The 14,584-nt window shown below is 36.0% G+C and carries 12 protein-coding genes; all 12 read right to left on the bottom strand.

What is annotated here, in order from left to right; genetic code table 11:
- Position 1 precedes the first annotated feature (1 nt).
- The 12 genes from IGI72_RS03920 to IGI72_RS03865 all read right to left on the bottom strand — a co-directional run bounded on the left by IGI72_RS03920 (position 2) and on the right by IGI72_RS03865 (position 14,584).
- Positions 2-1,156 carry a toprim domain-containing protein gene (locus IGI72_RS03920; RefSeq protein WP_223597826.1) on the bottom strand — a complete coding sequence of 385 codons (1,155 nt, stop codon included), beginning with the start codon at positions 1,154-1,156 and terminating at the stop codon, positions 2-4.
- A gap of 20 nt (positions 1,157-1,176) precedes the next feature.
- Positions 1,177-1,368 (bottom strand): hypothetical protein, encoded by a 192-nt coding sequence (locus tag IGI72_RS03915; protein WP_223597827.1) that lies wholly within the window; start codon positions 1,366-1,368, stop codon positions 1,177-1,179.
- A complete protein-coding gene (locus IGI72_RS03910) occupies positions 1,368-3,932 on the bottom strand; it encodes a trse protein (RefSeq protein ID WP_223597828.1) in 2,565 nt (854 codons plus the stop codon). Before IGI72_RS03910 ends, IGI72_RS03915 begins: the two co-directional genes overlap by 1 nt.
- Positions 3,933-4,055: 123 nt before the next feature.
- The gene (locus IGI72_RS03905) at positions 4,056-4,790 is read right to left on the bottom strand and encodes a hypothetical protein (RefSeq protein ID WP_223597829.1); all 735 of its coding nucleotides are present in this window, start codon (positions 4,788-4,790) and stop codon (positions 4,056-4,058) included.
- 545 nt (positions 4,791-5,335) lie between these two features.
- Positions 5,336-5,728, bottom strand: a complete 393-nt coding sequence (locus IGI72_RS03900) for a DUF5592 family protein (protein ID WP_223597831.1) — start codon at positions 5,726-5,728, stop codon at positions 5,336-5,338.
- 13 nt (positions 5,729-5,741) lie between these two features.
- The gene (locus IGI72_RS03895) at positions 5,742-7,871 is read right to left on the bottom strand and encodes a pLS20_p028 family conjugation system transmembrane protein (RefSeq protein ID WP_223597833.1); all 2,130 of its coding nucleotides are present in this window, start codon (positions 7,869-7,871) and stop codon (positions 5,742-5,744) included.
- A complete protein-coding gene (locus tag IGI72_RS03890; RefSeq protein WP_223597836.1) occupies positions 7,864-10,443 on the bottom strand; it encodes a type IV secretory system conjugative DNA transfer family protein in 2,580 nt (859 codons plus the stop codon). Before IGI72_RS03890 ends, IGI72_RS03895 begins: the two co-directional genes overlap by 8 nt.
- Positions 10,444-10,673: 230 nt before the next feature.
- The gene (locus IGI72_RS03885; RefSeq protein ID WP_218193488.1) at positions 10,674-10,919 is read right to left on the bottom strand and encodes a hypothetical protein; all 246 of its coding nucleotides are present in this window, start codon (positions 10,917-10,919) and stop codon (positions 10,674-10,676) included.
- Positions 10,920-10,943: 24 nt separating this feature from the next.
- Positions 10,944-11,858, bottom strand: a complete 915-nt coding sequence (locus tag IGI72_RS03880) for a hypothetical protein (protein WP_218193489.1) — start codon at positions 11,856-11,858, stop codon at positions 10,944-10,946.
- Between the two features lie 266 nt (positions 11,859-12,124).
- Positions 12,125-12,304, bottom strand: a complete 180-nt coding sequence (locus IGI72_RS03875) for a hypothetical protein (RefSeq protein ID WP_218193490.1) — start codon at positions 12,302-12,304, stop codon at positions 12,125-12,127.
- 415 nt (positions 12,305-12,719) lie between these two features.
- Positions 12,720-13,283: a DUF5626 family protein gene (locus IGI72_RS03870; RefSeq protein WP_218193491.1), complete on the bottom strand. Its 564-nt coding sequence runs from the start codon at positions 13,281-13,283 to the stop codon at positions 12,720-12,722.
- Between the two features lie 233 nt (positions 13,284-13,516).
- On the bottom strand, positions 13,517-14,584 hold the full coding sequence (locus IGI72_RS03865; RefSeq protein WP_438753240.1) for a hypothetical protein: 1,068 nt from the start codon (positions 14,582-14,584) through the stop codon (positions 13,517-13,519).

The following is a 14,584-nucleotide window of genomic DNA, read 5'->3' as shown; positions in this document are numbered from 1 at the left end:
ATCAAACCCTCTCTGAGTACGACATTTGCATCGACTGAACAAGTTTTTCTGCTTCTCGTTTTTCTTTTAACTTTTCGGCACGACTATTTAATAATCCGGTTTTTTTAAGTTCCAACATCTCGTTCCAATCACCATTCTCCAATTCAGGTAGAAGTAATTTGAGTGTGTGGGCGGATTGGTACTCTCTTTCGTCTTTGTAGGTTTCATGTACATCTTGAACAAATTCTTGTCCTTTTTCATCGTTATTTACGGCAAGAATACTTTCTACTTTTGGCGCTTTAGTCAATTCTTGTAATAGACTTTTTGTCTCCCAAAAGGTGTCTTCTTTTAACCCCGAAAGAGATAAAAACCAAGAGTTAACAGGCAGAGATTCTTTTTGCAACTCAAACAAAGAAGCTGATTCAATCGGGCCTTCTGTGATAAATAAAGTCAACGGAACGTTATAAGCTACATTCACTCCAAATAAAAAGCCACGCTTTTTCATGGAGTTTTCACCTATGCCTTTAAAATACTTACGAGCTAATTTCAACTTTCCTTTGTCATTGAGTGAGGCTCTTTTTTCAAGAGATCGTGCGTAGGTTCCCTGTATATCGCAACCTACAATGTTTCCAGTTTTACCGACGCCTATATCAATGTGCTTGAATAATAAATTGTTTTTATTATCGGTAGAAACGAGATTTAGCTTTTCTAAATAATCAATTGTTTCATCCGATAGATAACGAGACTTTAAGTAAGACCGCTCCTTTTGACCGAGTTCACTTGTATCATAATTCCCCATCGTCGAAATGTGTTGAGGGTTAAATGGCTCTATTTTGCTTTCTAAGACATTTTGTCTAGCCGAGGACTTATTGATCGATTGATTCATTACACGCCTCGTGCTTTGAAACTGTAAAAGGTCTTCGACAGTTTTTTCAAAAGGTTCATTATAAAACGCCATTGATAGCTCAATGGCGTTGTTCCAAGAAGTAATATTTTGCGAATACCAGTTAACGACGCCTGTTTTAATATTTGCTCGTAAACTGTCATGGTCCTTATGCTCAACAAATTTTGAAGAAACCTGTTCGAATGGTTCTCCTCGCTCTAGCATGTAGGCGAGCATGTTTGTCTTACGTGCATAATTAAGTTGCTTTTCGGTAAACACTTTTAAATGGCTCACTTAGATCACTCCAATCCTACTTAAACGAGCAGCTGCAGTAATAGGTAAAGAAAGAAGACAAAAACCACTATCAGGTAGAGGGTCTTTGTCTTCGCTGCTTCCATTTTTTTTCCTGGCTCTTTTGGTTTGCCAATGACGATTCGCCTTGTTAGCTTTTTCGTCTGTTGCCAACGTCTAGCTCGTTTCTCTTTCTTCTCATTTTTGTCCTTCATTATAGACCTCCATCAAAGATTTCTTTCTCACGATCGGTTAGGTCGTAGCGAAATTTAATATTTGTAGATCCCTTAATGTTTAAAAGAATATCCCGTTCTTCGAATTTGAAAATCTCCGCTAAATCATAGTTACTTAGCTGTTTCCCAAAGATTTTCTTCATAAGTTGTTCTGAAGAGCTATCCTGTTGTAGCAAAAAGCGATAGGTAGTCAATTTAAACAGGTTCATTACTGCTTTAGATATTTCACCCATCTTTCCGTCCGTATAATCCGGAAAAGCATCCGCAATGTCATGCAAAATAAACGTTTGTCCAATCAACAACTTGCGAGCTTCACGGTTATAGCGGTCCAATTCATTTAACAGGGTCAAATTTTCCGTACGGATCGGATTATGGAACTCATCTGAAGTAATATTCGTGTAGATCAATTCATCCACTCGCTTTTGTTTCCGGTCAAAGAGATATTTTTCCCTCTGCCCGACACGTACCGCTTCACTAAAAGCAGCAGTATAAAGGTTGTAATATTGCGCATTATAGGTCGCTTTATCCGATTTGATTAAGTTCTGCATATCGAACGTAACTAACTGCCGGTGACTAAAATCAAATTCTGATCGTTGATTAAAGATATTCCCTGAATTATCAATAAAAGATTCTAATTGCGATACCAACTCATACAAGCTCTTTTTTCGGAATTCTTCAACTTCACTTGCCTGTTCTTTCTTTGCAAAGTCTAAAATATCCGAATAAATTGGATATTGTTCTGACTCATATTGAGTGATTTTCGATAAATCAAGGTTGTGATCTTCCATATACTTGGCATAGGCTTTGGGAAATAATTTTTTCGCCTCCACCATCACTGGATCATCACTCTTTATTTCGTTGTTCAAAGCAAAAATCAAGCGCATTTTTGTTAGATTTGTTAAATAGGACTGTTGTTCTTTCGTTCTCTTTGTTTTGGCATCCACATCTGAAGCGTAAATCTGACAAGGATTTAACCGTGCTTCTGCGCCATCTAAATGGATTCCACCCAGGTATTCAGTCAAACGCTTTGTTTCATCAGACATGTAGAAGCCAAAATGATTATTACCATATTCTACAAATTGTTTCGCTAGTTTCTTGGAAACGGTCGTTTTACCAAACCCCTGACTACCGACGATTATCATGCTGTACGATTTCCTTTGGCGATCCTTATGTGTAGGTGATAGACAGATAATTCCTGATCCATATAAAGGATAGCCGGAGTATGGAGCATCTGGATCAATATGATTCGTAAAATGAAACGGATAGCTGCCTGCAAGCGCAGATCCTTTGATTTCTTTCCCTTTTCTTCGAATCAGTTGCCGTCCTTGAGTATAAGAAACAAAGGAAGCTTTGAACTGTCGCTCCTGTTCATCTAAGAAACATGACGCCTGAAACTGTCGTTTACCTAATTGCATATGGACTTCTTTTTCTTTGCTGTTCAACTCTTCAATCGATTCCGCACTGATTATATAACGGACATGGATTTCTTTTAGCACCTCTTGGCCTTCAAGAATCTGTTCAACTGTTTGATCTAATTTGTAGTATTCGTTCTTCGCCTTTTTCTTCGATATTCTGGATTTTGAAGTAGCTACTTGATCTTCGTACTCTTCTAAGGAATTGTTTAGATTTTTCTCTACCATAGGATTAGCCACGTCGATCGATCGCATGTCCAGTGTTGTCACGGCATTTTTCATATTGAAAATATGTTGTCCCCAAAAATTCGGATTATTTTTTGGCCGATAAACAAGTAGATTCAATACACGAATGAAGCCATTACCAATTTGTAATTCTGTTGGCGAATGAGGTTTCAATCCCCCTAGTGGTTGAATTTGGCCGATAAAGAGTGGATCATATCCTTTTTTATCAACGATTTTTTGGACATCCGGTCTTCTTCCAGTTTCATCCGTATCCTGGTAGGGAATGCCAATAGGAATTGTTGATAAAGGATTATACAATCTTACAAGTAGCTTGATTTTTTGAGTTAATGACATTTTGACAGGTCGGAAATTCGCCGTAGAAACACTCATAATTTCTCGTTCAACGTCTTCTAACTCTTCTTTATCTGTGGCGAATATTTGTAAGTAAACCGTGTTGATTGGTTTGTTATTATCTAAATACTCTAGTTGACTAAGGGTGATTGCCTGTTCTGTTTGTACATTTTTGTTTCCTTTTCGCATCCTAAAGCGCCGACGTGCATAGTCAATGTTTTCCGACATATCGACCGGAAAACTGGTAAAGATCAATTTGAGATTCTTGTGGACGGTACGTAAGAATACCAGGTAATCATGCAATGCTTCTTGTCGCTGCTGTTCACTTCCGTCACGTGCAGACGCATCTTCGATTCGATAAAAATTAGTGACTTCTTTTTCCATCGCAAAACAATCTTCAGATATGATTCTTCGATACGGAATCAAAGATAAGACGGTCTTCTCTTGTTTTAGTCGACGAACTTTCTGCCGTTTTTCTTCAAGCAAGGGATCTTTCACTACTTTAGGGGTCGTTTTTTGTTCATCTAATTCTTGTAGTAACGCTTCTGAGTTAATCATTTCCTTTATTTGCACCTCCATTAGTTAAAAAAAGTGCTCTATCAACATACTGTTGATAAAGCACTTTTTAGTAAGAATATTTCAATTTTAATAAATATATAGGATTCAAATTATGACAGTATTCTAAGCACTTTCTTTTTTTATATCTTCCATTATATCTCCTAGTATTACTGTAAAGAAACTTGTCATTCTAGAATCATATCTCACATAAGTTACCAATCCCCAAAGTATAATAAATATCAACATTACAATTTCAGCAAATAAAATGACTCCTATCAACTTAAATGCTGAATAAAATTCAATCATAAAAGTGTATACCCTCGGAATAAAGCTAATAATTTCCTTTATTGCAGAGTAAGAGAACACAATTGCAATAATAAAAGATAAAAGATCCTTGTTTTTATCTTTTACTTTTAATTGGGAATGCCAAAGTCTAACTTCATGATTAGACAAACTTTCACGAATATAAATTTTTATATAATTGTATCGATCTGCGCTTGTTTTGCAGTCTATATCAAAATCCTTGTTTCTTAAATTTAATGTTGTAATTAATTCGCTAACATTTCCTATCTTTTCATCTGAAATCCAGCTAAAAGTATTCTTCTCTATTTTTTTTCTTCGTATTTCATGAACTTTGAAATAAATCTTCATAATCAAACTTGATACTGAAAACGATGCCTGTATCAAAATTACTGTTAGCTCTATTAAGAACATATAAATAAAGACGTATGATATTTTTTCTATTTCAGCTTCGTTTAAATGTCCTCCTCGAGCCAGATAAATTACATAACTTATCCCAAAAATAAAAAGCCATATAAAAACCAGATGAAATATTTTTAAATTCAATTTATCTTTCAATATATTTCCTCCCAGAATAATTTAAAATAATTATATCAAAGTTGAGAGTTTTTTTGCGATTTTATATTATTTTTATACAAATGATCAGTTTATTTCAAATTTACAATAGGTTAAACTTTTAATCCTGGTTAATTGTAAAAGAGATAAATTTACATATTATCAGAAATGTTCTAGTTTGACATAATTTGAACTGAAAGCCTATTTATAGTAATATAACTATGAAAAAAGGAGTTGCGCTAACAACTCCCCTAGCAGCACCGTTTAAGGCGTTGACGGGTTTTTATTACTATTTAAAAGATAATCGTTGTCCGCTAAAGCTGACGGTTATTTTTTTGTCATTTTTCACTGCTGTTAGGATACCAACAATGATCGTTGCGATTAAAGAACCGAAACTAATCATTCCCCCTAATGCTTAAGCTACAGACAAAAGGCTTCTACTTTCTAAAGAGTTAGCACTTATTTTCATAAGCACCACCACCTTTCAAAAGATAGCCACCGTCACAAACATTACTTTTCTGTTGTTATACCACAAACACTTCCCTGAATTACACTTTATCCAAGTGCTCAATTTCAAGTTCTTCTAAGGAAAGTAATTCGTCTTCCTCTTGAATTTCTTCAGTTGTTCCCATGACCATTTCAATTCGTTCTTGTACCTCAAAATCAATACGCTCAATCGCATGGTAGGTCGACCGATTGTTTGTTAAAGTAATAAATAATCGTTGATAGTTCCTCAGTTTCGCATTACTCACACTAGGACATAACCAAAAAAAGCCCATCAAGATTACAAACCAGAAGGAAAATCCTTGTAATTGCCCGAAAGTCGCATTCTGGACGCTTCTCGCAAGGTTGAACACAACAAGTCCGGCCACACCATCTTTTAACAAGATAGCGCCCCAAAACTTTGTTTCTGTAAATATCTCATTTTGAATATCGTGCATACTGTTCCATCACCTACTCTGATTTATTTTTTGTTCTTTTTCTATCCAGGTAAGGAGCGACAGATTCAGGGTGCTGCTCTTCTCTTTTGTTTCTACGTTGTTTTAACCATTCATTTACTTCTTGGCCAAATTCTTTGTTTCGATTGTACCCATCAACCATGTTTCCTACCTTATTTTTCGTATTCTTTTGGTAGTTCGGCGTATGGACCAATTGATTGACTTTTTTAGAGAATGAATTCGGCATTTCTTCATCTTTATCATTTTCCGGCTTTTTATTTCCCGTATGATTTCCTTTGACATTCTTAGTCGCAGAATTATTTTTCACAGCTGAATCTTTCTCATTAACCGTCTGTTCGGTATCAGCATCACCTGAATTTAAATTGGTAGCAGTTGACTCATTAAATGGCACTTCATTGTCACTTGTCGATAGATTTGATTGATCATTGTTGCTTTCTGGTTCATCTGTTAGTGGTGTTTGTTCTTCAACATGTGTTGAACCGCTGGATTCCCCTTCAAAGTCATCTACACTATTGTTATTGTGATCATCCTCCATATTATTTTCGTAATCATTCGCATACGGCTCAGTTTGTTCCAAGCTCCTATCATTTTCAGACAGTTCAAGGTTTTCTTCGATACGAGCTTCTGGCTCTTCTTGAAGTTCAACATCTGATTGATTTTCGGGTGTTTGTGTTAATTGATCTTCGTTCGTTTCTTGCTCTGTTTCTGCTTCACTTGTACCTGGCTCATTCTCTTGAGGTTGATCGAGTTCTTCGGAATTTTCATTCGAATCTTCTTGATTTTGCACATCCGGTTGTTGGTTGTTACTGCCGTTCTTGTTTTCTTCTTCCGGAAGATCCTCGTTGGTATTCTTCGCCATTTCGGAATTTAGACCAGCTTTTTCATCATTTTTTGGTTCCTCTTTTGAAGACATTCCTTCAGATAATCCTTTCACAAAACCGGCCATGTTTGCGGCACCATTAACCGTCTTACCAGTCATTTCGCCTGCTTTCTTGACAGCTTTCATTGCACCGATTCCCATCACAAAACTTCCAGCTGTAGATAGTCCGGCGTCGATACCAAGCGTTTTTTGAATGATAGAAGGACCATCATAGATAAACCATGCACCTCCGATAATCCCAAATATCTGAGCTAATACGGATAATTGTTGTGTCCCTAGCCAGGAATTATAAGCAATAAATACAGCATACATTCCAAAAATAGAGAGAATCAAAACAAATCCTGAAAAAAGCTCTAAAACTGCAATCTTGAGAAATTTGATATTTCGAATACTGAAGTAAGCAACAATATTTGCCCAAATATAGTTAAATCCGAGTTCAATTCCTAACCTACCACAACGAACAAGGGAAATAATCAGGGAGAATGCTAGGCACGCAAGAGTCGCAATCAATGGTAGCCAATTGATCGACCACCGATAGTAGCCTTTAACAAAAAGCTGTTTCATAAGCCATTTGGCGATTGTTCCTCCATCAGAATCAAATTTTTGGAGTTCTTTCCCACTGCCTGACTTACTGTTCACCACTTCATATAGTAAAGGCTCTCCATTATCAATATCTTCAGCATCTGTGATTTTTTCATTTACATCAAAAAAATTCCGGTCTTCTAAGTAATTCTTATTTTTTGGTTCCGTTGTTGTCCACCCATTGTCGGCTAAGACATAAACATCGGTAACATTTTTTTTGAAGCTGTCAAAGCCAAATTCGGCTTGTTCGCTGCTAACTGCATCGACAGTAGAATTTACGATCTTAATTCCATCTGACATGATTGAAGGAAGTAACATAACGATAACTACCATCAACAGAGCATTTAACGGAACAGCTCTTGTTTCTTCTGTTTTTCCCAGAAATAGAACTGCACCTATAATCAAAAGCGTAATCCCGATTCCAAATTTTTGAAAAGCACTAAAAGTCTCTAGGATTCCCCCTTTGCCGGTCATATCCGTAGCGTTGTAAAAGCCTAAGACACTAACCATTTCAGTCAGTACCCCGCCTACTTTTTCAACAATCCACATCAAAACACTGGAGATCCAATAGAGTACCGCTCGGCCAATATCCTTGATCATGTTCTGAATACTCAAGAATGGCGCAAATTCGAGTAGCTTTTCTAAAATTTCTTTATCACTCATAAGCTATCTCCTTCCATTCTCGAAACTGCTGTATATAACGATTGATCATTCGTTCTTCACTGGTTGATAACAAGAATGTACATAAAGACTGTACCTGGCCATTTTCAAGTATTTGTTTCAGTTCTTGTAACACTTCTTTTTGTCCAACAAAGAAACGAGCCATTATTTTCTGTATCTCTTCCACTTGCTCATTTGAATAATACTCTTTAACCGATCGCTTCCTTTCTTCGACCGAATATAGCCGTTCTAAAACTTTTGCTTTTTCTTCTTTTTTCCGTCTTTCTTCCTTTCCATTGTTTTTTTCTAACTGGATCAATTCTTCCAGTGACAATAAAGACAATTGCGTCCCCTCCTTCTTAGGAACAGGTTTCTTGTAGGTTTCGATTGGTGAGACTTCCTTTTGCACCACAGCTGGTTTGTCTGATTTTTCCTTTTGGGGCATAAGTGACCAATCCAAATCTTCAAGTTCCATTTCCACAAATTGGTTGTTTACAGGTATTTCTTCCCAAGAGACTTTGTCTAACTTCCGAAATTCATAAAAAGGGATCATATTTGAATCATTTTCTTGAGAATTTAAAATTGGGTACTGGTAAATCGGATTCCCTTTTAAATCAGTATGTTTATTGATTCGAAGGACAACTGACTCACCGGTTCTCGTTCTTTCTAACTCAAAACTGGCTAATAGATCGATTCGTTCCGAACTTTCAGTTTCAGAAGAACTGATCGACGTTGGGTCTTTATGCCTTGTCTTAGAATAATTTGAGCGAGTTCCTAACCGTCCAGAGATATATTCATTAGTAGCTTTAGAACCCGTTCGAATATACACGAGGTTGGCCGTATTCCCTAAAATGATTTCCTTTGTTTGCTCGTCGTATAACGACGTTAATTGTTCGGTGTCTTGTAAGACCAGGTGCTGAAATAGCTTTCGACTCGCCCCTGAAGTCCACTTACGTGCTAAATCAGAAATAGCAACGCCTAAATTTCCTCCTTCTTCGTAAATAAAATGGACTGCTCGATAACAAGCCGAGTCATCCTCTAAGTTGCATCGATTGAGCAACACTTGATAGATTTGATCAATATAATTGACCCCTACTGCATTATTAGAAGAATCTGCATCAGATAAAACCACAAAGACTGCAGTCGGACGTTCACGATCAAAACCGATTGATTCAAGGTCAAATCCATCATCATAAGCAGTCATTTTTGCGTTGGCACTCATGAGGAATTGTTGGAGATCTCCATCAAAATGTGTCACGATATTTCCTAGCGTCACTTGTGCGGGAGCAGATGCTTTGATTGCATCAAAATAACGTTTCGCAGGGTGATTTCTTGGCATTTCACTAAAAAAAACATCCAAGTATGATTTATCTTCATATTCAGCTAACAAGCGCTGTAGGTCCTTTTTATCCTTTGCGAACTGATTCAAAAAATCATGGCTGCCTTCTTTAATATGTTTGGACATCATGTCATTGACCACTGTGTAGATGGTATATGGATTTACTTTCATTTTTTCATTTTGTTCAAACTCTTGATCTGCCAAAGCAAGACCAGTAGAAATAAACAAGTTACGACAAGCTTTCGTCCAAAAACCACCATCTTTGCCTTCATTCACTTCTTTGAAATAAAGGAATGCAGCTTGGTTGATCGCTTTTTCTGCATTAGCTAATTGTTGCTCAGCCAATACGTTATACTTAATGCGACTCGCTTTATCCTCTTGTTGTCTCGCTTTGTCTGCCTTTTGCTTTAGTCGTTTGTAGTGTCGATAATAATTATTGAAAACAGCTAGGGTTGGGATTGGGTCTGAGAAATATTGATTCACGGTATTACAGATTCGAACGTTGTACCCTCGTCGTTTCAGTGTTTTGTACCATTTTCTCGGCTCATCCCCTTTGGTCGCAGTCATGACAAAAGAAGCCCGATCAGCAATTAAGCGGGCCCTGGTTAAAATATCAATAAATGGATCAATAAAGTAAATGCCTTTCCCTTGCCTTGTACCGGCAAGGGTCGCCGAGTTCGAATCAGACGTATCCACATAATAGTGAAATATTCCTTTTTCTTTCTCTTCAGGTGTTTGCGGTTTACGACCTACCGGATACCCTGGCATTCCATCATAAAAATCTTCATCTTCAGCAAAAATATGAACAGGGACTATCTCATATTCTTTTTCCATATCCTCTTCAGGGGTAAAATGCATGGTTCCTTGTGTTAAATCGTCTTCTAGAGGTCGAAATGACGTGTATAGTTTAAAATCAAAGTACCCAATTAAAGCCACAATCCCAAGGAAAAGAAGTAGATAAAATAGTGGATACCGCAATAGTGGGTAATAGAATATCGTTTGACCATACGAAACATGCGCTCGCTTCACTGTAAAATCAAAGAGTGGTTGGCTTAAAAAGGCAACACACTGGTGGAAAAGCCAATTTCCTAATGTCATTAGCACCAAAAATGCGATCACGGAAAAATAAGTAAGAAATTTTCGATTAGCCAAAAAGCGCAGATTATTCTTCTTTTCTTTTTCGTAATTCTTTTTGTGGTCTTTACTGACTTCTTTCTGCTTAGTTTTTGTTACCATAAGAACCTCCTCTCATGTATTCGCTAAAACAGACCTTTTTTTGCACAAAAAAAGACAAATGAATTAGTCATCTGTCTTTTTTCATCACCTTGAATCTCTCAAGAATGAGGTTATGAGATTTTCAAGAATAGAGCATACTTGCTAGGTCATCATAGTTCGCTCGTCTTGCTTGCTATGGTCAAATTTTCTTATACAAATTTCATCAAGACTAAGTTGAAAAACTACAACAATTAGCTATTATTTTTTTCTTCACTATTAGTTAAATATATCGTTTTATCTTCCCAGTTAATTTTTAAAGAAATAGCCCATGACATTTCTTGTATTTCGATATCACTATCAGAAATTACAAAGGAACAGAGCGCCCCTGTATCATTTTTATCTCTGATAACTAATTCATTAGAATTTTCGACGTTTGAAAATAATTTTAGATCTAAATTATTTTCAGCAATTAATTTCCAATCATTTTTTAAGTTCATTATATTTCCTACTTTCTTAATTAATTATTTTCCTGAAATTGTACCATCACCATCTACTGTGGCAACTCTTTTACCATCTTTATTTAATTTATACCGGCCTTTATGATTTGTTCTATCTTTTTGAATATCATAACGACCATTTTTAAACCTTTTACTCGATTTTCCATCTGAATCTTTGGGAGGATTACCAAATTTATCCCTGAAATCCCTAATCTTTACTCTCCCATTACCATCAAGAATTTTATTTGAAATATTATAATTATAGGCGATATAATCTCTTTTTGAAACAGACTTTTGATAATTATATCTAGTTGTTGTTTTATTTTTTGGTCTTGGCCGAGCGTTGACATGCGCTCTTATTTTATTATAAGCCCAGTGTCCAGATTTTATAATGGCTTTACTAAGTATATAGCTCCCATATGCAACAGCAACAGCAGCAGTTGCAACCACAGCTATTTGTCCAATCCCAGGAACAGTATAAAGCCAAGTAGTTGCATACCCAATGGCAGGTATATAAAAAGCTCTGGACTGAATTGGTCCCGATGAATTTCCAGTTAATTCGATCGAAACTTCCGTAGGATCCTCCATTTTATCTAGAAGTTTATCAAATTCTTCTGGGGTATAGAATTTGCCATCAATATAAACGCCATCATCTGTAAATTGGATATTCGTATCATCAACAACTTGTTCCGAAATAAAGTTTGTAATGGAGTCAAAATTAAGATTTTCATCTAACGTTTCTGGTAAAACTTCATTATCAGCTGAAACTTCTGATTGTTTTTTCTCATAAGCATCAAGTTCAGTAGCATAAGTTATAACCGGTATTACATTCGAACTAAGTATACAAAGACTTAGCATTAAAGTGAAGCACGTAAAAAGCTTCTTCCTTTTAGAATAAACGTTCTTTTTTCTTCTTCTCCAACTGCTATTATCAAACATGCTACCACTCCTTATTTTAATACTTTCTATGTAAAACTATACCACATAGAAAAATAATTACTCCTTACAAAATTGTAAGCAAAGGGGAAGCATTGATAATAATAGGTCTTACGAACACTAATGGTGGTAACGGACTCCTTTGCCAATAGCCAGGGCTTTATTATTCTCTTGAGCTAGCAATCTATTCCATTTCCTTACTTTTCTATGCGCTCGAAATTCTCGGATCTTTGTTAATATGTTTACCTCTCCTCCATCTTTTTTCATAGTTATTGGGGAAGGTACTCTTTACCAATTTGCTTGAGTTTTCTTTCCCACAATTCTTGGTTTTTTGAGTCTTTTTCTTTGGAATAGTGTGAGATCATTTGAACATAGATCTCCGTTGTATCAATCATTTCTTCCAACTGATCATCGTTTAATTTATCCTGTATCTTCTTTGCTTCTTCCACGTTCTTTTGTCTTAAATATCCAATAGCTAGCTGCAAAGATAACTGTGTACCTTCAAGACTGGTTTATTTTTGTTTTTTCTCTTTGTTAAAAAACTCCCTTCATCTCCAAATAGTGTAATCCTCCTCATATCCAATCGTCCGTTTTATTCTCTCAAGTAGTTAATAAATTTTAGGGAGTAAAAAAGTCGACTTCATTCACTGAAGACGACCCGTATTCATCAAGCTATTAAAAGAGCGAAGCTTTGATAAACATAATTTGTGGTAGGAACACAACTATCATGAGGAAAATATTAATGATCAAAGCTACTTTCCAAAAAAGAAGTCTTTCCTTTTTATATTGATAAACAAATAAAAAACATAAAGCTATTAGCAAAATATCAATAGCGATGAGAGGCAATAAATTCATGGAAAACATTTATGATAACTTCATTCCTGTAACTAAATAGTTACCAGAAATATTTCCATATAGTCTGACCGTTGTATTCCACCCTAACCAATCTATTCCTACCGAAGTTTGCCCCTTTACTCCGGAGGTTGTAGACGTATAATATGGGCTTCCTAAGCTAGTTGACCAAAGCAAACCATTAGACCAAGTTCCATACGCTCTTGTGATCTTTTTGTTTTTTACAGTTACTTTATAACCAAAGTTACAAGTTACTCCAATAAAAGATACACTATAAGTTTTATTAGAAAGCTTATATTTGTCCCCTGCTTGTCTTGTTGTGATGCTCACATCTTCTTGAACACTTAACTTGCCTAAATAGTTTCCATCGCTATCAACAATTGTAGTTTCCTCTTTGCCTGATGATTCATCTAGTTCTATTTCAGAAATTATGGTAGTTTCCGGAGCATCGTTTACTTCGACCACGTTTGTGACTGGTTCTTGGCTCACTTCAGAAGCTGATGCAAGTACCGCCGGAGAAAACTCCAGTGCAAATAGACTCCCCAATAAAACTAAAACAGAAATTTTCTTTTTCATAACAAAACCTCTTTCTTTTTTATTATAAACACACAAACATGTGATTATAATAACAATGTCAGCATAAAAATAACCATTTGGACTAAAATTTCGTCCGATGTTATTTTTTGCATCAAGTTTTATCAGTATTATATTACCACAATACTAACATTTCTGTTTCGTTTTAAAAAATACATTCCCGTATATTCTAATTTTCATTAATGCACCCTATCTTTGTCTTCAAATTTTACCTCCTATGGAAGAAACTCGTTACCAATTTTCTCGAGTTTTCTTTCCCACAATTCTTGGTTTTTCGTATCTTTTTCTTTGGAATAGTAAGAGATCATTTGAACATAGATCTTCGTTGTATCAATCATTTCTGCCAACTGATCATCGTTTAATTTGTCCTGGATCTTCTTTGCCTCATCCACGTTTTTCTGCCGTAAATAGCCAACAGCCAGCTGCATAGCTAACTGCTCATCTTCCAGACTTTCGCTTATTAGCTTTGCTTCTTCCAATTGGTCTAATTGAATAAACGCAATCGCCATCATCATTTTCCTCGCATTGTTTAGTGTAGAAATATCCGCTTCTATCACTGTCTGCCAGTCCTTTTGATTGAAAGCCACTTCAAACTTACCAATCTCCGTTGGATAGGCTTCTTGAAATGCTTCTAACTGTTCAAATGCTTCTTGCTCAACTAAAAAATTGACAACTTCCTCTTGTCTATCCGTCTCTTTTTCCGCTACTTCCATATAATTATCAAGGGTAATTTTTGTTATTTCGACACTTGAAGAAATAGAAGTTGTTGGCTCCTCTTTTCCTGAAAGAAATTCCTCTTTGAGAAAATACGCACCAGCTGCTATTAATAAAATCAGGAAAAGTTTAACAAGTGTGGAAATCGAATACGTCCTGAAAAAAATATTTGATCGTTGACTTTGCGAAATTTTCTCTTTCTTGCTTGGTCTAGGTATTCTAGTGGAAGTAGCTTCGTCTTTCTGCTTGTGTTTTGTTGGTAAGGAAGGCTTTTTATCGATAAAACCAGTCATTTCGAGAATTTGTTGCTCCTCTTCTTTTGTGATTCCCTTCTTTTTTACTAAGAGTTTTAGTTTTTTCTTTAAATCATCTTCGAAAGATTCTAGGCTTGATTGTTTTTCATATTTCCCTTGATAAAAAGTTGCTCCATCAACTTCCAAAAGCTGAAAGGATAGCATTTCTGAAGGATTCATTGCTTCAGTAACCTCCAGAAACGCTTCCCATTCTAAAGGATAAAGAGGAAGTGTAAATCCCTTGATCTGAGCGTCAAGAATTTCCACTTCAACCAT

This window comes from Enterococcus sp. DIV1059_2, from assembly GCF_051713685.1.
Lineage (GTDB): Bacteria > Bacillota > Bacilli > Lactobacillales > Enterococcaceae > Enterococcus_D > Enterococcus_D casseliflavus.
The sequence above is the reverse complement of the archived record's forward strand: the minus strand, read 5'-3'. Positions and strand labels throughout refer to the sequence as shown.